This window comes from Psychrobacter lutiphocae DSM 21542 (assembly GCF_000382145.1).
In the GTDB taxonomy this organism is placed as follows: Bacteria; Pseudomonadota; Gammaproteobacteria; order Pseudomonadales; family Moraxellaceae; genus Psychrobacter; species Psychrobacter lutiphocae.
In genome coordinates this window covers 82,978-104,186 of sequence record NZ_KB907622.1, presented here as the reverse complement: position 1 = coordinate 104,186, position 21,209 = coordinate 82,978, and the positions used below count along the sequence as shown (strand labels likewise).

General features: G+C 44.7%; 15 protein-coding genes. 7 read left to right on the top strand and 8 right to left on the bottom strand.

The window, feature by feature from the left end:
* Positions 1-31: 31 nt before the first annotated feature.
* Positions 32-838 (bottom strand): oxygen-insensitive NADPH nitroreductase, encoded by an 807-nt coding sequence (nfsA, locus tag H140_RS0100535; RefSeq protein ID WP_019671699.1) that lies wholly within the window; start codon positions 836-838, stop codon positions 32-34.
* A gap of 85 nt (positions 839-923) precedes the next feature.
* Between nfsA and H140_RS0100530 the strand changes: the two genes are divergently transcribed.
* Positions 924-1,172, top strand: a complete 249-nt coding sequence (locus tag H140_RS0100530) for a hypothetical protein (protein WP_019671698.1) — start codon at positions 924-926, stop codon at positions 1,170-1,172.
* A 737-nt stretch (positions 1,173-1,909) separates the two neighbouring features.
* Here H140_RS0100530 and coaBC read toward each other — a convergent pair.
* Entirely contained in the window at positions 1,910-3,160 is a 1,251-nt protein-coding gene (gene coaBC, locus H140_RS0100525; RefSeq protein WP_019671697.1) for a bifunctional phosphopantothenoylcysteine decarboxylase/phosphopantothenate--cysteine ligase CoaBC, read from the bottom strand.
* 432 nt (positions 3,161-3,592) lie between these two features.
* Between coaBC and radC the strand changes: the two genes are divergently transcribed.
* Both radC and H140_RS0100515 read left to right on the top strand, forming a co-directional pair.
* Positions 3,593-4,273 (top strand): RadC family protein, encoded by a 681-nt coding sequence (radC, locus tag H140_RS0100520; protein ID WP_019671696.1) that lies wholly within the window; start codon positions 3,593-3,595, stop codon positions 4,271-4,273.
* 259 nt (positions 4,274-4,532) lie between these two features.
* Positions 4,533-7,373, top strand: a complete 2,841-nt coding sequence (locus tag H140_RS0100515) for an acyl-CoA dehydrogenase (protein ID WP_019671695.1) — start codon at positions 4,533-4,535, stop codon at positions 7,371-7,373.
* A 29-nt stretch (positions 7,374-7,402) separates the two neighbouring features.
* Here H140_RS0100515 and H140_RS0100510 read toward each other — a convergent pair whose 3' ends face one another.
* Together H140_RS0100510 and epmB are read right to left on the bottom strand one after the other, a co-directional pair.
* Positions 7,403-7,897: a c-type cytochrome gene (locus H140_RS0100510; RefSeq protein ID WP_201546808.1), complete on the bottom strand. Its 495-nt coding sequence runs from the start codon at positions 7,895-7,897 to the stop codon at positions 7,403-7,405.
* 49 nt (positions 7,898-7,946) lie between these two features.
* The gene (gene epmB, locus H140_RS0100505) at positions 7,947-9,098 is read right to left on the bottom strand and encodes an EF-P beta-lysylation protein EpmB (RefSeq protein WP_019671693.1); all 1,152 of its coding nucleotides are present in this window, start codon (positions 9,096-9,098) and stop codon (positions 7,947-7,949) included.
* Between the two features lie 132 nt (positions 9,099-9,230).
* Between epmB and efp the strand changes: the two genes are divergently transcribed.
* From efp to H140_RS0100490, 3 genes are all read left to right on the top strand, one after another.
* The gene (gene efp, locus H140_RS0100500; protein WP_019671692.1) at positions 9,231-9,803 is read left to right on the top strand and encodes an elongation factor P; all 573 of its coding nucleotides are present in this window, start codon (positions 9,231-9,233) and stop codon (positions 9,801-9,803) included.
* Between the two features lie 233 nt (positions 9,804-10,036).
* The gene (locus H140_RS0100495) at positions 10,037-11,221 is read left to right on the top strand and encodes a hypothetical protein (RefSeq protein ID WP_033426734.1); all 1,185 of its coding nucleotides are present in this window, start codon (positions 10,037-10,039) and stop codon (positions 11,219-11,221) included.
* 10 nt (positions 11,222-11,231) lie between these two features.
* Entirely contained in the window at positions 11,232-12,023 is a 792-nt protein-coding gene (locus tag H140_RS0100490; RefSeq protein WP_019671690.1) for a hypothetical protein, read from the top strand.
* On the opposite strand, the gene H140_RS13635 is transcribed toward H140_RS0100490, so the two are convergent.
* The 4 genes from H140_RS13635 to H140_RS0100470 form a co-directional block, all read right to left on the bottom strand.
* The gene (locus tag H140_RS13635; RefSeq protein ID WP_227672946.1) at positions 11,989-12,588 is read right to left on the bottom strand and encodes a DUF4112 domain-containing protein; all 600 of its coding nucleotides are present in this window, start codon (positions 12,586-12,588) and stop codon (positions 11,989-11,991) included. The two genes, H140_RS0100490 and H140_RS13635, sit on opposite strands and share 35 nt — an antisense overlap.
* A 127-nt stretch (positions 12,589-12,715) precedes the next feature.
* On the bottom strand, positions 12,716-13,654 hold the full coding sequence (gene ubiA, locus H140_RS0100480; protein WP_033426732.1) for a 4-hydroxybenzoate octaprenyltransferase: 939 nt from the start codon (positions 13,652-13,654) through the stop codon (positions 12,716-12,718).
* 179 nt (positions 13,655-13,833) lie between these two features.
* On the bottom strand, positions 13,834-14,529 hold the full coding sequence (locus H140_RS0100475) for an HAD family hydrolase (RefSeq protein WP_019671687.1): 696 nt from the start codon (positions 14,527-14,529) through the stop codon (positions 13,834-13,836).
* Between the two features lie 30 nt (positions 14,530-14,559).
* A complete protein-coding gene (locus H140_RS0100470) occupies positions 14,560-15,612 on the bottom strand; it encodes an RluA family pseudouridine synthase (protein WP_019671686.1) in 1,053 nt (350 codons plus the stop codon).
* Positions 15,613-16,879: 1,267 nt separating this feature from the next.
* Here H140_RS0100470 and H140_RS0100460 point away from each other — a divergent pair.
* Positions 16,880-21,118, top strand: a complete 4,239-nt coding sequence (locus H140_RS0100460; RefSeq protein WP_019671684.1) for an Rne/Rng family ribonuclease — start codon at positions 16,880-16,882, stop codon at positions 21,116-21,118.
* Positions 21,119-21,209: the final 91 nt, after the last annotated feature.

Below are 21,209 nucleotides of genomic sequence, written 5' to 3'. Positions count from 1 at the left end.
ACGTCCTACTCACAGCTTAGCATAAAAACCATTAGCGCTTACCAAAACCCTGCGTATTCAGCACATCCTTCACGTCAGAACGTAACGGTGTACCAAAGGTTTTTTCAACCTGTGCTGTCCAGTCAGCCAGCTTATGATCACCACGTGCCTCATAATAAGCACGCACTTCTGCATTATAGCTATCCAACTGTGGTTGCGTGGCTGGCTCAAAGCTATTTTCGGACACCAAAGCCTCTAGTGGCAAGCGTGGCTTTTGCGCAATCTGCTTCGCTTCTTCGGTAGGATAGCCCAAGCACATTCCAAATAACGGGAACACATGCTCAGGCGCATTAATCAGCTCGGAAGCTCGCTTCACATCATTGCGCATACTGCCCAAATATACGCCCCCTAACCCAATCGACTCGGCTGCCGCCATCATATTTTGCGCAAATAAGGCCACATCCACCGCCCCAATCAAAGTTACCTCCATCCAGTCGGTTTGTGCACTTGGCACCAGTTGATGATGACGATGAGTATCGATACAAAATATCAAAAGCTCAGGCGCTGTCTCCACATACGGATGCCCTAATTTTTTGCCCTCAGCGACTGCTTTATTATAAGTTTCCTCATCCATATCCACCGAAATCTGGCGAAACTTACGACGAAGCTCAGGATCAGTCACCCGCACCACACTCACCGCCTGTAAATAATTTGAAGTTGACACCATACGCCCAACATTAAACAAAGTTTCCAACACCTCAGGCGCAACCGCCTCATCCGTAAACTGACGCACAGAGCGATGATTTAACAAAGTCTCAATGGTAGAACTGGTCACTGGATGTGCAATAGCTTGACTCATAATTTTCCCCTTAAATAACATAAGTATTAAATAACATCAATAATGATGAACACCCTGGTTTATTGAAATACAAACTGGTTCAAAAATGGCAACTGCGTCTATTATAAACCTTGGATTCCTCCCTACCTATCACAGCACCATTTCACCGCACAAATTATCGCACTTAATCGCCAGCACCACAGGCCTAAGATACGTCATCGATACACAACTAAAGCAATTTGATTACAAAGCCACAGCCAACCTGACCCAACCTTTATTAAACATTTCTAATCAAAATACTGCTGGAGCCAATCCTGCGTTACCAAGTATATCCGCTTTAGAAAATCGCCTTTAAGCGATTTTCTCTTGCGCATCTAAAATTGCAGTGCAGTTTTTTGGCGGTGCTCAAGGGTTAAACCGCACCACCCATTCACACTCACGGTGGAAGTCCCCCTAATCCCCCTTTGAAAAAGGGGGACTTTACATCGTGCAAGCTTTCTACGTAATTTATTGATTGCACGACGTGTAGCGTGGGTGTCGCAACGCAAAACCCACGGATTATGAATACATTGCGTAATATACGTGGGTTAACACCCACGCTACTTTCTTTTGCCGTACAAAACTTGATGGATTGCACAATTTGTAGGTTGGTATCGAGGTACGACACCCAACATTTAGACGGCAAAAATGAGCTTTATTTGTGCCTTGAATGTGGGCATAAAACTCCCTTCTTTTTCCTTTTGCTAAGCACAGCTTGGCTCTTGCGAAGCTAAAAAGCTCTCCCAGAGCTTTTATTAACGCTTCTCAGGGGATGGATTTATTGTTTATGCCTTGAATGTGGATGCGGGATGCGGTTTAGCCCCGACAGTAGCGGGTATCCTTGGACGACCACTGGCTTGCAGTGACTTGGCTAGGCGTGGTCGCTCGTATGTTGGAACGCGCCTAGCCAATAGTCACTGCGCCAGTGGGTGGGCAAGATATGAGCGGATGGCGGGATTGGCTCCAGATTGTGTTGGATGTGAATGGTGGTACATTGCAAATATATGACTTGCCCATCTCAACGATTTAGCTTTTTTGCTGTCTTAACCCTCATTAAGACTGTAACTGCCCTACCAAAGCCACTAACTGCTTGGCGATATCGTCTTTACTGGCTTTGGCCAAAGTTTGTGGTGACTGCTGGTATTGATCAGCAAAGAATACGGTCATTGCATTGGCATCACTGGCAAAACCAATATCAGCACGGGACACATCATTACAAGCAATCATGTCTAAGTTTTTGGTAGCCAACTTACCTCGTGCGTATTTTTCGACCTCTTGGGTCTCAGCAGCAAAACCCACTACAAACATATCTGGGTAACTGTGCGAAATCGTGGCTAAGATATCTGGGTTTTTGACCAACTCTAGCGTCATCTGATCTTGGGTCTTTTTAATCTTTTGGGGTGCGGCTTCACGGGTACGATAGTCAGCAACGGCGGCAGTGGCGATAAAAATATCACAGCCTGCTTCTGCTGCCTGATTGGCCGCTTGCATCATGTCACTGGCTGACATCACATCGACACGCCGTACTTCAAGTGGCGTCGTCAAGTCCACCTTACCACCAGCAATCAAAGTGACTTCTGCGCCAGCATCTCGGCAAGCTCTAGCTAATGCAAAACCCATCTTACCAGTTGAATGATTGGACAAAAAGCGCACTGGATCAATAGACTCGACCGTAGGACCTGCGGTTATGGTTACTTTTTTGCCGGCCAAGCATTGTGGCGTATTGTGCTTGGCTTTGAAATTGAGCACACGGCGACATAGCACCTCTGGCTCTGGCAGGCGCCCTGCTCCTATATCACCACAGGCTTGAATACCGCTGTCAGGCTGGATAATGTCATACCCTAAGTCTGTTAAGGTCTGTATATTTAACTGCACGGCTGGATGTGCCCACATCTGCTGATTCATCGCCGGCGCAATCAGGACAGGGGCAGCGGTTGCCAAGCAGACGGTCGCCAATAGATCATCCGCCATACCCATCGCTAAGCGTGCCAAAGTATTGGCAGATGCTGGGGCGATGAGCATTAAGTCTGCCCACTTTGCCAGCTCAATATGACCCATACCCAGCTCTGCGTCAGTATCTAGTAACTCAGTATGCACCCCATTACCAGTTAGGGCTTGCAAGGTCAAGGGCGTGATAAACTGCTGCGCCCCTTGGGTCATTATCACCCGCACATTAAAGCCTTCTTTGACCAGCAGACGGGCGAGCATGGCAGATTTATAAGCGGCGATACCACCTGTAATGGCAAGCAAAACATTGGTTATGTCAGTGGTCGCTGGAGTAACGGGGGTAAAAATTGCAGTCATGAGGTTGGGTTGCCTTGTTTATATCGTTATGTTTACGTTTGTTTTAGCGCTTTAATTTAAATAGTTAGAAAGCCAAATAGTTAGAATTTAAATAGTTAGAAAGCCAAATAGCTAGAATCATAAAAATGTGCTTATGGTAGCAAGTTTTTGTTGATTTTAAAGATGCTTTTAGCAGTTTTTTATGTTCTGAGCGACAAGCCAATACGGTTCATAGATTTAAAGTTAAATACTAACTTAATTGTATTGTTTGCTATTTTATACAATACTGCTGTCAATCAGGTAGGTTAATTGCTAGACTCAAATTGAAAGACAGCAAGCAGTTTATCGCTTCTTATTATAATTAAACCGCTTATAATTGAACCGCTTATAATTGAACCGCTTATAATTGAACCGCTATTTATCTTAACTTTGACTATATCATGGATGACGCCAATGGCAATCAAAGACTGGCACGAAGATGACAGACCCAGAGAAAAACTACTCAAGTACGGTGCAGAAAGCTTAACAGATGCCGAAATACTGGCAATATTTTTGCGTACCGGCACCAAGGATCAGTCTGCCATTGAGCTTGCACGATCTTTGATTGCACACTTCGGCAGTATTGCTGAGCTTTTAGCCGCACCAAAAGCCGAGGTATTAGAGTGCCATGGCATTGGTCCTGCCAAATACGCTCAGCTGCTTGCCAGCCTGGAGATGGGCAAACGCTATTTAAACAGTCAGCTAAAAACAGGTAGCGCACTCAACCGCTCACAAGTGGTGAAAGATTATGTCACCACCCAATTGCGGCGTGAAAAAAAGGAAGTATTCGCAGTGCTGTGCTTGGACAATGGCTTAAATTTGCTCGATTTTAGCGTGCTGTTTGTTGGCGGTATTTCTTCTTGTTCGGTATGCGTTAAGCAAGTGCTGCGCCACGCTTTAAATCTTGGTGCCAGTCAGCTGATTATTGCTCACAATCATCCCAATCAAGATGCCACTCCCTCTACCGCTGATATTCATCTCACCAAAACCTTAAAAGAGGGTTGTCAGTTAATAGATCTTAATTTGATAGACCATATTATTGTCGGTCGCAATCAAACGGTATCTTTTGCTGAAACAGGGATTGAGCCTTTTTAATGGCTGCATATTATCTATATGTTGTTTATTAGCGTCTGTACAGAACTTATTAAAATAACGCACTGTAAAGATTCTGGTCTTGATTATCTATCAATACCTACTTACCCTATACTCATAATACCCATTGTTCATCACGTTATAACTGTTTAATTCTTTATTTAGGTTGTTTATTATTCTCTTAGTTACTGTTACTCTAAGTTGCTATTACGCTTAGTTACTGTGCTTGTTTTTTTGGCTGCTTATTTTTAGGTTATTTACTATGTCTTCTTTGACTCTAGTTGGCTTACTGCTATTAGCCATCGCTATCCAACTGCTGGCGCTATTAATGGTATTTTTCTATGCCTTGAGCCGCTCTGTTGCTGTCGCGGTGATTATTATTGTGGCTGTGGCGACCGCCGTATTTATTACACCTTGGTCTTTACTCCTTGGCGTACCTCTGATAGCTGCCAGCTTAATCGTATTTATCAGACCAATGCGCAACCAGCTCATTAGCCAGCCTGCCTATAAAAAACTAGCCGCTGCCATGCCGAATATGAGTGATACCGAGCGTGAAGCGCTAGATGCAGGCAGTAGCTGGTGGGAAAAAGAGCTGTTTATGGGCGCACCAGACTGGGATACCTTTGCCAGTTACCCTTATCCGACCTTGTCAGAAAAAGAGCAATCTTTTCTTGATAACGAAGTAGAAACCTTATGCGCCATGCTCGATGAATGGCAAATTCATCATCATGATAAAGACTTATCACCTCAAGCGTGGCAGTTTATTAAAGACAATGGCTTTTTGGGGTTAATTATCCCAGAAAGCTACGGTGGCCGTGAATTTACACCTTATGCTCAAAGCCGAATTATGAGCAAAATTGCCTCACGCAGCTTAACCGCAGCAGTAACTTGTATGGTGCCTAACTCACTAGGCCCAGGTGAGCTGTTGATGCATTACGGCACTGAAGAACAAAAGCAGCGCTGGCTGCCCGGACTGGCTGCTGGCACCGAAATTCCCTGCTTTGGCTTAACTGGTCCTGAAGCTGGCTCAGATGCGGGTGCCATTCCAGATATTGGTATTGTCTGCTATGGTAACTATCAGGGCAAACAAGTACTTGGTCTGAATATGACCTTCTCTAAGCGCTGGATTACCCTTGCCCCTGTTGCAACGGTTATTGGTCTCGCCTTTAAGCTTTATGATCCAGACGGCTTGTTGGGTGATGATAAAAAGATGGATTACGGCATTACCTGTGCCCTCATTCCAGCTGGCCATCCTGGAGTAGAGACTGGTCCACGTCACAATCCAGGCTCACCCTTCATGAACGGTACAGTGGTGGGTAAAGATGTGTTTATCCCATTGGACTTCATCATTGGCGGTGTGGACAACGTGGGTAAAGGCTGGCGCATGCTGATGGAATGTCTGGCTGTTGGTCGTGGTATCTCCCTGCCTGCGCTGTCGACCTCAGCTGGCGAAATGAGCTATTTAACAGTTGGCGCTTTTGCCAAGGTACGTGAGCAGTTTAAAATTTCAGTCGGTAAGTTTGAAGGCGTGCAAGATGCCAGCAGTGACATCGCCAGTAACACCTATATGTTAGAAGCGTTCCGTCATTTGGTAACCTGTGGTCTTAACCAAGGTGGTACCCCATCGGTGATGACTGCTATGGCGAAATACTATGCTACCGAAACCATGCGCCAAGTGGTCAACGATGGCATGGACATTGTCGGCGGCCGTGCCATTCAGCTAGGCCCCCGTAACTTCTTAGCCCTACCTTATCAGGCTATTCCGGTATCCATTACTGTGGAAGGCGCTAATATTCTGACCCGCTCGCTGATGATCTTTGGGCAAGGGGCTATGCGCTGTCACCCTTACTTGTTTGATGAGTTGCAGCTGCTACAAAGCGAAGATAAGGCGAAGGCGCAAAAGCAGTTTGATACCTTATTCTTCAAGCATCTGGCCTACACCTTTAACCGTGGTGCCAAATCCTTTGTGGCTGGCTTCGTTGGTGGCAGTAGCAAAGCGCCTGATTTTGCTGACAGTTTCACCCGTCCTTATTATCAACAGATTAACCGCTTGAGTGCCAACTTTGCGTTGACCGCTGACATGGCGCTGGGCTTATTGGCTGGTGACTTAAAGCGCAAAGAAATGCTGTCTGGTCGTTTGGCCGATATTCATGCACAGCTATTTATTATGAGTGCAATTTTGCAATATTATGCGCAAGGCAGTCAGTCTGAGGCGGAGCGTTTACATGCCCGCTTGGCATTAGAGAAATCACTGTACACCATCCAAGAAGCCTTTTTTGAGTTGTTTGCCAACTTCCCAAATCGTCTGGCCGCCAGTTTGGTACAAAAGGTGTGTTTCCCGTTTGGCCGCTTTACCAACAAGCCAAGCGATGCGCTGAAACAAAAAGTTGGTGATCTCATCATGGTCGATGGTGAAGACAACCCCTTCCGTGAACAACTCAAAAACTATGTATATTATTCGACCAACCCAGAGTGCAGCACAGGGCGTATAGAAAATGCTTATCAAATGCTGCGTCAGGTTGAGCCTTTATGGCAGACCTTTAAAAAAGCAGAGCATAAAGGCGAGTTTTTGGGTTTAACCTTCGAAGACCATGTCTTGACTGCATTAAAAGATGGCAAAATAACCGAGCAAGAGTCCGAGCAATTAATTGAGTATAATGCAGTGCGCTTTGACGCCCTACTTACCGATATTTTTGATGACAGCTTGCAACAAGCGCTACCACGTCATAACCCCCATACACTAGAGAATGCGGCAGAAAATTTAACGGCATTTGTGATTGCTGAGCTTGAAAAGGACTTACAGACAGCAGATTCTGATTTTGATGCTCATTCAGATATTGAGTCTAATGCAGACTCTACTGCCATATATGCCGATAACGCAACCACTGATAACGCAACTGGCACAAGCATCTCAGGGTTAGATACAAACCTAAACTCAGAAGATTTTTTAAATCAAGGTACTGTTAATTTAGATGAGCTAGATTTAGACGATCCTCGTGTGCGTGATGCTGAGCTTATTTTGCAAAAGCGAATGGCAAAAAATCATGGTCAGTATCAAGATACACAAACAGATACTGCACAAGAGGGTTCTGAGCCTAAGTAGCAAGCCCTTACTATAACCAGGGAGTTGTTTTAGTTGTCTGATTCAGAGTCAAGTACAGGATCTCGTCCCAAGGTAGACAGATAAGCAATAATATCCTGTCTGTCTTGCGCATTCGGCATCGGATCTGACAACATTCTGGTATCTGGCAAAGCTGCCTCAGCATCTGCAATATAGGCATCTAGAGTCTTAGCGTCCCACACCCAATTGGCCTGATCCATCGCTTCACTATAATTATAATCCTCCAGAACAGCTGAAGGCGACATATAAATCCCAATTAACTGTGGGCCTTTTTTGTTGCTGCCAGGCTTGAGGGTATGGCACTGTTCACAGTGATCAGCATAGAGCTTTTTGCCTTGGATACTATCGCCACCATCATAGACAGGTGCGATGACTTGCGCTCTATGATCTGGCGGTGTTGGCGTACAGCCGGTCAGCGCAGTAGCGCCAATCACCGCCATCACCACAGATATTGGTTTAAAGAGTGTGACCCAAGGCGCCATAGAACTTGATTTGAACAAAAACATGCTTCACTCACTCATTGAAATTTATTTTTAAGGTTTATTACGGTTACTTTTATCTATATAGATCAACAGGCGTTTTAAAGGGCCGATTTGGCAATTCTTGCACCAGCTTTGGCACCAAATAGCCTGGTAGCTTAGCCAACATCTGCCAATACAAATCTACCGCTTGTGCCTGTGGCATATCAAAATGTGCGGCACCAGCTACTTTGTCGAGTACGTGTAGATAATAAGGCAACACGCCAGCCTCAAACAAACGCTCACTGAGCGCCACTTGTGCCTCAAGCGTATCATTAATCCCTGCCAACAGCACCGTTTGGTTTAACAGTGTTATGCCCTTGTCTCTGGCTTGCAGCAAGTATTGCTTGGTGTGTGCATCAATCTCATTGGCATGGTTACTATGTAGCACCATCACGATACGGCAACGGCTTTGCTGCAATCTGTCTAGCAACGCTGTATCCAAACGCTCAGGAATCACAATCGGCAATCTGGTGTGGATGCGTATGGTTTGCACCTGTGGCAAATCCTCTAACACTTGTAACCACAAAAACAAGCGGCGGTTGGACAAGGTTAAAGGATCGCCACCACTGAGCAACACCTCGCTAATCTCAGGATGCTCGCTGATATACGACTGAATCTGGGTTAACTGCTCAGATCGCGGCATATTAGCTTGATAGTCAAAGTGCTGACGGAAGCAATAACGACAGTGGATGGCACAAGCCCCTGTGACTGTTATTAATACGCGCGAGTGGTATTTATGTAGCAAGCCCTTTATGGGGTTTTGATTATTTTCAGCCAACGGATCTGGCACATAGCCAGTCACCGCAACCTGCTCATGCTTACTTGGCAATACTTGTAGCAGCAATGGATCTTGCGGGTTGCCTGGCTGCATTTTGGCAACAAAGCCTTTGGGCACACGCAAGCTAAAGCCTTCTGGCACATATAGTTCAGGCTTGATATGGCTGATATTCAACTTAGCTAACAGCCAATCTAAATCTGTAATGACCTCGGCCAATAGAGTCTGCCAATTAACTAGGGTCTGCCGATTAACTTCATCTGCAGTGCGGCACTTGTTGGTATCACTATTAATAACCATGCTAGCCTCATCCTTATGCTCGCTAGGATGCAAACTTTGCTCAGATTGGTTATCATCAGAGGATACAAAAGGGATTTTCCTATTTTTTTGTTGGGGTAAATGGTTTATCATGTGACTCATTATAGGTAATTTAGTGTATGTATAACTGAAACGTTAAATAGTCCTACATTTATCCTACATATCCTTCATTAGATCCTATCATCGGATTTTATTATTAACTTGAAAAGCATCAGGAGCAATATTGTGGCAAGTTTTTCAACCAACGAATTTAAAGCCGGTCTTAAAGTTATGTATGACGGCCACCCATGTGCCATCATTGATAATGAATTTGTCAAGCCAGGTAAAGGTCAGGCGTTTAACCGTGTCAAGCTACGCAACTTACGTACAGGCAAAGTGCTTGAGCAAACTTTCAAATCAGGTGAGTCGCTAGAAGCTGCTGACGTTATCGATACCGAAATGAACTATCTATATAACGATGGCGAATTCTGGCACTTTATGCACCCTGAGACCTTTGAACAATTACAAGCAGATGCTACTGCAATGGCTGATGCGAAGCAATGGCTAAAAGAAAACGGTAACGATTTGTGTACCATTACCCTATTCAACGGTGTACCATTATCGGTCACAGCACCTAACTTTGTCGAGTTAGAAATCGTTGAAACCGATCCAGGTGTCCGTGGTGATACGTCTGGCGGTGGCGGTAAGCCAGCTGTACTAGAAACTGGCGCTGTGGTTCGTGTGCCTTTATTCGTACAACAAAACGAAGTGGTCCGTGTGGATACCCGTACTGGCGAATATCAAACGCGCGTTCAATAGCACAGTTGATGCTTGTTTTAATATCAGCTAAATCCCTGATTTAAAATAAGGTCATAAAAAGTCAGATTCAATCAGTTAAACGGTGCTCTACTCGCAGCAGCTTGCCATCGCACTATTTATCACTGATGGGTCTGGCTTTTTTTCTGTCTGCTTTTTTGGCTACTTTTCTGTCTGAAATAGTCAATAACTATCGCTTATATTTTATTCACCCTTTATTACACAGCCAACTTGCCATGTCTTATCCCCTCTTACTTTTAATCTTAAGCGTTATTGTCATTGTCCCCACTGTATTTGTGGTCAAAGGCAGGTCAAAGCAAAAACTGTTGGCAAATAAAAATAAAGGTCAGGCTTTTATTGGTCATCGTCAATCAGCTACCCAAGCCAATGCCAATCAGCCCACAGCTGAGCAATTACAGATTGCCCAACACATTAACGCTTATCGCAACTTACCGAGTCTGCCGATTAGCTTCCGACAATTATTGACCCAGATTCACAGTCAATATCTGACTTTAGCCGGTGTCAATCTGGCACCAGAACAGCGTTTTCATGTTGATAAACTCACCGGTACCCGCTTGCCAGAAATCATTGATACCTATTTGAGTCTCGACAAAGACTATGCCGAGCAGCACATTATAGATAGCACCAATGATCTGACCAGCCAAGATGCTGTCTACGGTCAGCTGACGTCTATCTTAGAGTTTTTGCAACAAGTACAACAAGAGGGACAGGCTCAGGTTGCCAGTAATATTCTGGCCAATCGCAGTTATTTGCAGGCAGTGTATGGTGAATATCAGCCTGATGGCAGCAGCCAAACCAGTGCTCAAGGTATCAAAGCGCCGATATTAAAAGCGGATGCATTAGAACAGCCTGCCAGCACAGAACAATTAAAAGACCAAGGTCTAAGCTATCTGATAGACCGTGATCAAGCCGCACCAACACAGCTTGCACTGGCGCAACATGATGCACTGCTAGGTGATGATTTACTCATTCAATTGGGACAGTTAACCGCTGCGACCGAGCAGACCTTTATTTATAGCCAAGCTCTACTTAGCCAGCAGCCGTCTTTACCAGCCTTTCAGCAGATTTTGGCACAAGCCTTGCCACAGCTATTGCGCCAATCAATAACTGCTCACTTACAAGCATCTGGCGCACAATCTTCAAATAGCGAAAATGGCTCAAAAGAAGTGGATGAGCTACCGCCGTTAAGTGAGCATCAAAAAGCCTTAATTAAACAAAAAATTAGTCGTATCCAGCAGTTGATTGAAGACTGCTTAAATCCGTTGCAAAAAGTAGCGCAGCAGCAATACGAGACCGGTGACAGCGCTGCCAGCAGCTTGCAAACAGTACAAAACACCTTAAAAAGTAAACACTCACAGGCTCAATATTTATTAGATAATGAGTTTTTCAATCCAGTTTAAAGAGAGAGTTATGCGCTTTATCAATGCTTTGCGTACGCCAACACCCACATTTGTAATACACTCAGCAAAAAATAAGTCAAAAGACAGCAAAAAAAGCCTCTCAACGGCCGCTGGCTTAGTGACAATGTTGACAATATTAACTGGCAGTTTGTTGCTGACCGCCTGTCAAAAAACAGACAAAGATCCTACTAATACTCATACGCAAGAAAATACTCATACGAAGACAGACGCCCAATCTCAGACCCTAGCTAATAACACATCTGATACACAGGCAAGCCCAGATGGCATAGCAAATGCTGACAGCGACACACAAGCTGCTTCTGAGCTTTTTGCTATGTCTGATACAACAAATATGGAAGCAGACTCAGCTACTGGTACGGTATCTTCTGCGCTAGATCCTTACCATATCGACTCAAATGCAAATGTCAATAAAAATAGTAACGCAGCAATCCAATCATATCAGACACCCTCTACATCACTCAACACAGCTACTCCAAGCTTGGCACCAGAGACCCAAATCACCGAAGTCGAGTACCAAGATAAGCAGGGCCACAGTATGTATATCACCTTCCTAACTTCAGCAACTTCTGAGCTGCGAGCGAATCTACGCCTACCTTCTGGTAAAGTGATCGTATTGACGGCACCAGCAGCTCAAGGCAATAATCCCACCTATCGCTCTGTCGATGGCAGTATTGAACTGGTCACCCATCAAGGCGGTAGCTCAATTGATCTGCTATTTGAAGGACAAGCGACTACCTTAGATGCGATCAGTACGGATACGGCGGTAGTGAAAGCCCAATAGAGTTAACCGCTGAATTCAATCCTAATCCAAGATCAATACCAGTCAATAGTCCAATAAACCAGCTAATACCTGCCCACAAAGCAGCGGCAATCAGTAGTAAAAACAAGAAGCCCAAAATATCTGGAATATGCAAATATATCCAAGCCACCACTGGGTTGCGCCAAAAACCAGAACGCTGCTGCTTCTTTTGTAATGACTGGTGCATAAAGGGACGATCAACGTGCAAGGTATCGGCAATGCCATACTCGGCTTGCAGATGCTCACGCACTATCTCTAAAGTCTTACGGCTTGGTCGAATAAAGATATCCATCACCGTCCCAGCCACAGGCACCACACCTACCAGCAGGTCAATGATCGCCAAGCGGACGGCAGGAGTTAGCTTACGAGCCGGCACCCCCATTTTTCTTCCCAGTAAGAAGGCATATCCTGTCAGCACAAGCCCTGCCACATCACCCGCGATCGGCAAGGTAGATAAGGCGGCATCTGCGCCCACGCCCTGCTTGGTGAAAGGCACACGCACCACAGAGTCCATCATATTGGCAAACTTTGCCAAGCTGCGCTCCATTTCAATCACTTGCTGACGGGTCAGCCCTTGCTGCCTTAAGTTAGCTTCAAAGTCTACCCCCAGCGGCAATGCCTCTTTAGCTGAGCTTGTCGGCTTAGTCGACGTTGAGGACTGAGACGATTGAACATCACGCATGCCCATAAAATGCCACCCATAAACAACTGATAGAAATCAATAAGAACAAATAACGACCGACCCAGACATTGGCCAAAAACGCTTTAAAACACACCATTGGCTCACGGGTAGCGCAGGCTTTATTTTGTTGAGTAAATAAAACCGCCACCAAACCTAAGCCATAGACAGGTATCATCCCAACCTTAGTTGCTGCAAAATAATGCGCCAATACCAATCCCATCAGTAACAAAAAGGCCGTTTGTAGCGCTGCAATAATCACCACATCATAACGACCAAATAAAATAGCGGTCGACTTGACGCCGATTTTTAAATCATCATTTCTGTCCGCCATTGCATACTGAGTATCGTAAGCAATCGTCCAGCACATATAGGCGGCAAACAACAGCCAGCACCACATATCTGGCGCACCTTGCACTGCCACATACGCCATCGGAATAGCCCAACCAAAAGCCGCCGCCAAAAACACTTGTGGCAGATGAGTAAAGCGCTTCATAAAGGGATATATAAATGCCAGTGCCACCGCACCAAACGACCAATAAAACACCTGTATCGGTAACCACAATAGTAAACTACAACTCACTATTGATAATACTAAAAACGTTGCAACTGCCTCTTTTGCGCTTAAACGGCCGTCTGCAAGCGGTCTATTCTTTGTGCGTGAAACCGACCCATCAACCTTTCTGTCGGCAAAATCATTAATCGCACAACCAGCCGCCCGCATCAAGATTGCACCGAGGGCAAAAATAAGGATTACTTTTAAACTTGGTAATTGTGGAAATAGTGTGCTTGGTGCACTGTTAGGATTTAGCGCATCATCTAGCAACGGCTGCGGAGCACCAAAAGCAGCCAAAAACACTGCCCATAAAGTAGGCCACAATAACAGCTCAATCCCTACTGGCTTATCAAAGCGGGTGAGATGGATATATGCCATTAGTTTTTGTCGCCAACTTAACTTAGGGCGTGAGGCAACAGAGTGTTGAGAAGTAAACTTGGTCTGTGTCATGGTTGGTTTGTGTCTATATTAATAAAGCTTGAAAAAGAAGCTTGCTAGCTGGGCAACAAACTATTGGGTTATTAGGTCAATGCCAATTGACCAAATTCATTACCCATTCAATTATCGGTTAAGTTACCCGTTAATAAGTCAATCAACTGCTGCGGTGTGTCAACCTGATAAGTCGGCTCTTCAGCGGCCAGCGTCTCGGCATTGGCTGCACCATAATTCACCGCAATAGAAGTCATGCCCAGCGCTTTAGCCATTTGGATGTCGTGAATGCTGTCACCGACAAATAAGGCATCGGCCACGTCAACGCCAGTTTCTGCCAAGATATCTAGCAGCATTTGCGGATCTGGCTTTGAGCCTGATTCATCGGCGCAGCGGCTGGTGACAAAATAATGACGGCTATTGGCATAATCCATCACTCTATCTAAACCTGCCCGCTTCTTGCCGGTAGCAACTGCCAACTGTTTGCCTTGCGCTTGCAGCTGTTGCAGCATGGCTTCAATGCCAACGAAAAACTGCGAATGCGGCTGATTGGGTGCCACACTGGTCTGAATATAATAATCTGCATAGCTTTGTTGAATAGCGGCTTGCTGCTCTAGGGTCGCTTGCGGGTACAAAATCTGGATACCCCGAATCAGGCTTAACCCAATAATAGATTTAACCGCATCATCTGTCGTAGTAAAGCCATGAGCTTCACCAGCAATATGCATGGACTCGACAATCAAGCCAATCGAATCCATCAAAGTGCCATCCCAATCAAAAATCATTAACGACTTGTTTGCAATCTCACTTTCTACATCACTCATAGTTCACCTTTTGTCGTTAAGCTCAATAAATTAGGCTAAATGAAAATCTGCCGGCAACAATGACTGAATGTCCTCTGGCAGTGGCGCAATAATGTCTTCATACTCAGGTACATCCAGCTTCCAAGCATGCAAACACAGGCGACGCACTCCTGATTGGTCTTGCTCATTGTATTTATCATCACCCAGTAATGGATGCCCTAAATACGCCAAATGCACTCGAATTTGGTGGGTACGACCCGTTAATGGCATCGCTTCAATCACACTGACCGACTCACCATTCAGCTTAAATCTGGTCAATACACGACACACGGTCTGGCTTGGTTTGGCATCCGCACTCGACTTATCAACTCTAACGCGGCGCTCACCACTGGCTAAGGTATAACGCAATAAGGGCGCATCAATCGTGAACTCATTTAACGCAGGCTGACCTTTCACTAAGCACACATAATGCTTTTGAATAGTCTTATCACGCAGATGCTGTTGCAGCACTTTTAAAGTTGAGCGCTTTTTGGAAATCATCAACAGCCCTGAAGTGTCTCGGTCAATACGATGAATCAGCTCTAAGTACTTCTTACCCGTCGCCTCACGCATCGCTTCAATGACACCAAAGTCAATGCCACTACCGCCATGTACTGCCATTCCCGATGGTTTATTCAGCACCATCAAGCCTTCATCTTCATAAATCACACGCTGCAATAAGCTTTTGGCAAAGCTGTCACTAATCACCGGCTTTTCACGAGTCGCTAATTTTACAGGTGCAATACGCACCACATCACCACGCTCAAGCTTGTCGTATGGCTTGCAGCGTTTGTTATTAATACGCACCTCATCAGCACGAATCATTTTGTAAATATGTGCCCGTGGCATACCTTTTAGTCTGGCTAATAAAAAGTTATCTATTCGCTGCCCATGCTGATTACGAGTAACTTCTAAATGGTTCACCTGACCAAAGTCTGCAATGTCTTTATCGGCACTTTGTGGGCGTGCCTTAGTAGAATGTCGTCTTACTTCACTAGGGCTCACACCCACACTACTCATCAAACCTTGTAAATCTTGCTCTATCTTTGGGTTTTCATTATTCATTTTATCTTCAATTTTCTCAAGTTTAGGGAATACTTTTGACATATTTTGTTAGGTATTTGGCAAAAGATTTGGTATAGTCTAACACGTTGACTTTGTGTCTCGTGTATTGTTATCAGTAAAAGCTCACTTTTTGGGCAAGCTGAGTAAGTCACGATCCATTTATATCCTAAGTATATCAATAACATACTGACAACTTATTCAACAAAAAATCATGAGTATTGTGATACTTTTTGTTATGATTGTTTTTGTTTCGATAACTTTTATATTGATATACCACATATGGGTAGCCATATATCTATACTAGGCTAGTATTTTGCTAAACTGGTATATTTTATTCGGATATCGCTGTTAGCAAAGTCAACCCAAAAGGTTATTTTTTATTAACCAAAGTGTTATTTTTATAAACTAACTTTTTTATAAACCAACTTATAGTATAGGGTGAGTGGTTTTTGTAGCTTACAACTACCAGATTGCCAACTTGGCACCACATCCCCCATTTTAATTTAACATGAACACAATGCTTTAATATCTTAAGAGAACAGCCCAGACGACCTTAAGTAGCCAACGACTCTGTCCGTGCAACCTTACACCTTGCACCTATGACCAAAAAGTAGATGCTACCGCTGATGTCACTGGATGATAGGCATGATAATAAAAGAACTGACTGTGCTAAATTGGCGGTCAAATAACTGTAATAACGCTTAACAAATCTTGCGTTTTATCATAAATCAGCCGTTATTTGCCAAGTACGCCCCGCCAACTTTTGCTCGATATTGATAACTGAAAAAACTTTAAAATGAACAACCTAACGGATTTAATGACATCACTAACAAACCGACATCATTAACAAACCGATATGATTAAGCAATTTAGTAGCCTGACTTTATTTTTATGACTTTGACGGTCAATGACGCCCTAGGCACGCTATCACGCATCTGCGTTCTGATGCCTTACCTAGTTTGCCAGACCAAGATGACATTAAGGTGACCTTACAACTCACCGTCTTTTTATAACTGCAAAATATAAAATAAACAGCTAGGCTCTATGTCTTAATTTGTGACAACCAGCTAATTTTTAACGTTTTATTTAACTTATCATCTTGTAACTTTTATTATAAAAAAACAGACTAATTTGCGTGTGTATTACTGATATAGCAACTACTTTTTTTATAAAAGTAAGACCCTTAACAATACAAAATAAAGCATCTGTTGCCCACTCCTCTTTAGTATCAGCCATTGTGTATCATGACCCAAACTAGGATACACCAATGAAACGCATACTAATTAACGCCACTCACAACGAAGAAGTTCGTGTTGCCCTTTGCAAAGGCAATCATCTTTATGACTTCGATCTTGAAAACCGTACCCGTGAGCAAAAAAAGGCCAACATCTATAAAGGCCATGTCACCCGTGTCGAGCCATCACTTGAAGCTGTCTTCGTTGAATATGGCTCAAAACGTCAAGGCTTCTTGCCTGTGCGTGAGATTGCCAGCGAATACATGCCTGGTAACCCACGTGAAGAAAATATCCGCAAGTTAATCAAAGAAGGCGATGAGCTTATCGTCCAAGTTGAAAAAGAAGAGCGTGGCAATAAAGGCGCCGCCCTTTCAACTTACGTATCACTTGCCGGTCGCTATCTGGTATTAATGCCAAACAATCCAAAAGGTGGCGGTATTTCTCGCCAAATCTCTGGTAAGCTGCGTGAAGATATGAAGCGTATGCTGGGCAATTTAGACTTACCAAAAGGCATGAGCGTCATCGTCCGTACGGCAGGTATTGGCAAGACTCAAGATGACTTACAGCATGACTTAAACCATCTGCTTAATATCTGGAATGCCATTCAAGATCAAAACAAAAAATACGCCTCACCACGTTTGGTACACCAAGAAGCTGGTGTGGTGACTCGTGCGGTGCGTGACTATTTGCGTGATGACATCAGTGAAATTTGGATTGATAATGAAGAAGCCTTTATAGAAGCAGAAACTTTTATTAAAGCAGTGATGCCCACTCAAATTGAAAAACTGCGCAAATACACCGACTTTGAACCTATGTTTTCAAACTTCGGGGTTGAGCGTCAAATCGAAACTGCGTATCAACGTGAAGTACGCCTACCCTCAGGTGGCTCAATTGTTATCGATCAAACCGAAGCTTTAGTATCAATCGATATTAACTCGGCCAAATCGACCAAAGGTGCCGATGTTTCAGAAACCGCTTACCACACCAACTTAGAGGCGGCTGACGAGATTGCCCGTCAACTACGTCTGCGTGATATGGGCGGCTTGATTGTCATCGACTTTATTGACATGAGTGACAATAAGCATCAAAAAGAAGTTGAAAAACGCTTGGTTGAAGCCACCAAATATGACCGTGCTCGTGTCCAGTTTGGTGAGATTTCACGCTTTGGCTTAATGGAAATGAGCCGTCAACGTCTGCGTCCATCACTAGAAGAATCTACCGGTTATATCTGCCCACGCTGTCATGGCAATGGCATGATTCGTGATTTGCGCTCACTGTCGCTGTCTATCATGCGTCAGATTGAACAGACTGCCCTAAAAGAGCGTCATGGTGAAGTACAAGCAGAAGTGCCAACCGACATCGCCGCCTTCTTATTGAACGAAAAACGTGAAAGCTTGGTCTATCTTGAGCAAGATAGTGGCACCCGTATTACCATCTTGCCACATGCGCATTTAGAATCACCCAACTTTAACATCCACTTTAACCATCATGGCTTTGCGCCGGCCAGCTATGAGCGTGTCACTGACACTCAGCAGCAAGAGACCAGCGGTCTTGGCTATGATGTTGATTGGCAGACTGCTGAGTCAGAGCGCCCTGAACAGCAACCCGTACGTCAGCCACGTCAAAGCGACAACGCTGCCGCCAATGCGGTGCCAGCATCGGCACAAGCACACAGCCCAGCTAGAAAAGCAAATAAGCCAGCAAATACCACAGGCGCCATTGCCAATCCACAGCTACCCCCTGTAACCCAAGATGCGCCTGCGCAAGCAACAACTCAGATGGCCAAACCTGCAGCAGTTGCTTGGTTGTCCAATCTGTTTGCTCCAACACCACAGGCACAAGTAGTTGCCAGTGTTAGTAGTGCCGATGCCGCCCAAGCCATTGAAGCCATCGTTAATACGGGCGCTCAAAGCCTGGGGGCTTTTGGTCAAGTAACTGCGCCTACCCCACCAGCACAAGTGGCGCCAACCCCTCAGGCTACTACTAGCCAACCACAAAAATCATCTACCCAGCCAAGCAGTGGTACAGATGAAAAAGCCGACAGCAGCTCGAGCAGTGGTACAGATGAAAAAGCCGACAGCAACTCAGACAAGGATCGTCGTCGTACTCGTAACAACCGCAGCCGTCATAAAAATGATAAGCGTAACAAATCTGACAATCGCCGCCGCACCTCTGGAAAAGACGATACAAAATCAATAGAAAGCGTCGGAGACAGTAATAAATCAATACCAACACAACAAACGCAGTCTGCAAAAGATCTGCCAAAACGTGAGCCAAATAGCAAACGTGAGTCTCGTGGTCCTATCGAGCGTGGCGAGCCAAAGCAGCCAAGTCATAAGTCTAATGCTCAAGACAAAGACAACCGCAGTGAGCGCCAGTCAAAGGCAGATCACCACAAAGTCGATAACACAAAAGATCTTGCTAAGAGCAAAGCAAAAGACCAAGTTAAAGGTAGTGATCACAGCAATGAGCGTCACATAGATCCAAATGAGGTCAATTTACGTGTGACAGAGGCGGAAGCCACCTTAAAGAAACCAGAGGTAGTGCATATCTCTTTAGATGATGCCAAATCTGACGCAAAAACCGAGTCGAAGACGGTGTCTAAGTCAAGCTCAAAGCCAGAATCTAGCTCTGCGTCTCAATCAGTAGTCGCACAACAAACGGTTGATAATAAAGCCAACAAATGCTCTGACAGTAATATACATAACAAGAGTATTAACAGTGCGAATACGCAAGCAAAAGAAGCTCTTGACAGCACTCCTGCAATAGATGCAATTGAAGCGACTCACAAAGCACGCGATAACGCAACTGATGGCGAAGTAGATAGCAACATCACTATCATAGCTTCCGATAGTGTAGAGGATATGCCAAATACTAAAGCAGATAAAGCTGATAAAGCAGATAAAGCGGATGACACAAAAACAGTTTCAGTGAAAGCGACTGAGACCGAAACCAATACAGACGCATCAACTTTAAGCTTTGATACTGCCACACTGTTTGCAGACCGCTATGTGGCTGCCAAAAAGTACGGCAAAGCGAGCAATGATCCTCGTGTCATTAAGGCTTCACTAGCACGTCAGCTTAATAAGCAAGCCGCTGCTAAGTCAGTAGCACCTGCACCAACTACTGCTAAAATCAGTGGCTCTGTGGGTCAATTTATTCATACTCACTTAGCACAGCCACGGATGCGCTTAGCCAAAGACGGGGTGATTGCTTGTTTCTTAGCAGCCTTAAATGCACACAAAGAAACGTCAGGCTCATACACAGTGCCTGCGACAGCACAAAGTCAAACTCAAACGAAGCCAGTCATTGATGCTGAATCACTACCAGCCTTTAGTTTTGTTAACTATGGCTACCAGTCACTGTCACCAAGCTACTTACAGCGCTTTGCACAGATGACCTCAGCAGTAGCGACTCATAATGTTGAGCAAGGTAAAACTGAAGTGCCACCAACCCCAATTGGCGCTCGTGCTGCCAATGATCCACGTGGTCAACATCCAGACTATACGCCACCAGCTGTTGCTAGTGAAAAACTGGCTGAAGACAAAACAAAAATAGCTTCAGTAACAGATACATCTGAATCTGTCGCGTCTAATACTGCGACACACTCGGATACAGTTACCACAGTCAGTGTAGAGGAGCAAATCTCTCCATCCAAAGCAATGTCAGAACTACTCAAGCTGGATGTGGGTAACTTTGTTGCTAAAGTACTGGGACAAGAAGGGGTTGACATCATAGCCTCTGGCCATACTGAGGCGGCTTTCTTAAAAGCCTTGCGTCAACCTTGGAGTGAGATCATGTCGGTTGCCCAATCGGTTGAATCTCAGTCAGCTAAGGCTCAGTCGGTTGAACAAGCCCAGCCCATCACTGAGAATCCTGCTGAAGCCTTAGTCAATGAGCCACAAGCAGATGCCGTCAGTGATGACAGTGAAGATCGCTTGCATGAGGCGCATCCACATATTGACGCTGCCAAAACTCAAGGCACTGACCTGTTAACGACAAAGTCACAAGAGGCAGATGTCCCTCAAGACAGGAAAACAGGTGTAGAAAGCGAAGACAGTCAAGCACAGCAGTCAGCGAATATGTCTAATAAAACCAGTATTGAGACCTATAAAAGCATGATTGAGAATATCTCTGAACAGTTGCTACCTCAAACTGGATTATTAAATTTAACCGCACCAAAAGTGCCAAAAGCACGTAGTCGTAAGGCAAAAGAAGATCCGAAAAAGCCAGCCACATCAAATGATGCAGGATCAGATAACGACAGCTAAATCGCTAACCTAGGGTTAAACTTAGTTATCAAATTAAAATACCAAAACTTTGATACCGTAAAAAAGAGCCGTTACAGATGTAATGGCTCTT

What these genes read in the sequence shown, in the direction of transcription:
- H140_RS0100515 (WP_019671695.1), top strand. Translation starts at nt 4,533, where the DNA reads ATGTCTTCTTTGACTCTAGTTGGCTTACTGCTATTAGCCATCGCTATC.
- H140_RS0100470 (WP_019671686.1), bottom strand. Translation starts at nt 15,612, where the DNA reads ATGAATAATGAAAACCCAAAGATAGAGCAAGATTTACAAGGTTTGATG.
- coaBC (WP_019671697.1), bottom strand. Translation starts at nt 3,160, where the DNA reads ATGACTGCAATTTTTACCCCCGTTACTCCAGCGACCACTGACATAACC.
- H140_RS0100495 (WP_033426734.1), top strand. Translation starts at nt 10,037, where the DNA reads ATGTCTTATCCCCTCTTACTTTTAATCTTAAGCGTTATTGTCATTGTC.
- H140_RS0100510 (WP_201546808.1), bottom strand. Translation starts at nt 7,897, where the DNA reads ATGTTTTTGTTCAAATCAAGTTCTATGGCGCCTTGGGTCACACTCTTT.
- H140_RS0100460 (WP_019671684.1), top strand. Translation starts at nt 16,880, where the DNA reads ATGAAACGCATACTAATTAACGCCACTCACAACGAAGAAGTTCGTGTT.
- H140_RS13635 (WP_227672946.1), bottom strand. Translation starts at nt 12,588, where the DNA reads ATGGAGCGCAGCTTGGCAAAGTTTGCCAATATGATGGACTCTGTGGTG.
- H140_RS0100530 (WP_019671698.1), top strand. Translation starts at nt 924, where the DNA reads ATGGCAACTGCGTCTATTATAAACCTTGGATTCCTCCCTACCTATCAC.
- radC (WP_019671696.1), top strand. Translation starts at nt 3,593, where the DNA reads ATGGCAATCAAAGACTGGCACGAAGATGACAGACCCAGAGAAAAACTA.
- nfsA (WP_019671699.1), bottom strand. Translation starts at nt 838, where the DNA reads ATGAGTCAAGCTATTGCACATCCAGTGACCAGTTCTACCATTGAGACT.
- H140_RS0100475 (WP_019671687.1), bottom strand. Translation starts at nt 14,529, where the DNA reads ATGAGTGATGTAGAAAGTGAGATTGCAAACAAGTCGTTAATGATTTTT.
- epmB (WP_019671693.1), bottom strand. Translation starts at nt 9,098, where the DNA reads ATGATAAACCATTTACCCCAACAAAAAAATAGGAAAATCCCTTTTGTA.
- H140_RS0100490 (WP_019671690.1), top strand. Translation starts at nt 11,232, where the DNA reads ATGCGCTTTATCAATGCTTTGCGTACGCCAACACCCACATTTGTAATA.
- ubiA (WP_033426732.1), bottom strand. Translation starts at nt 13,654, where the DNA reads ATGGCATATATCCATCTCACCCGCTTTGATAAGCCAGTAGGGATTGAG.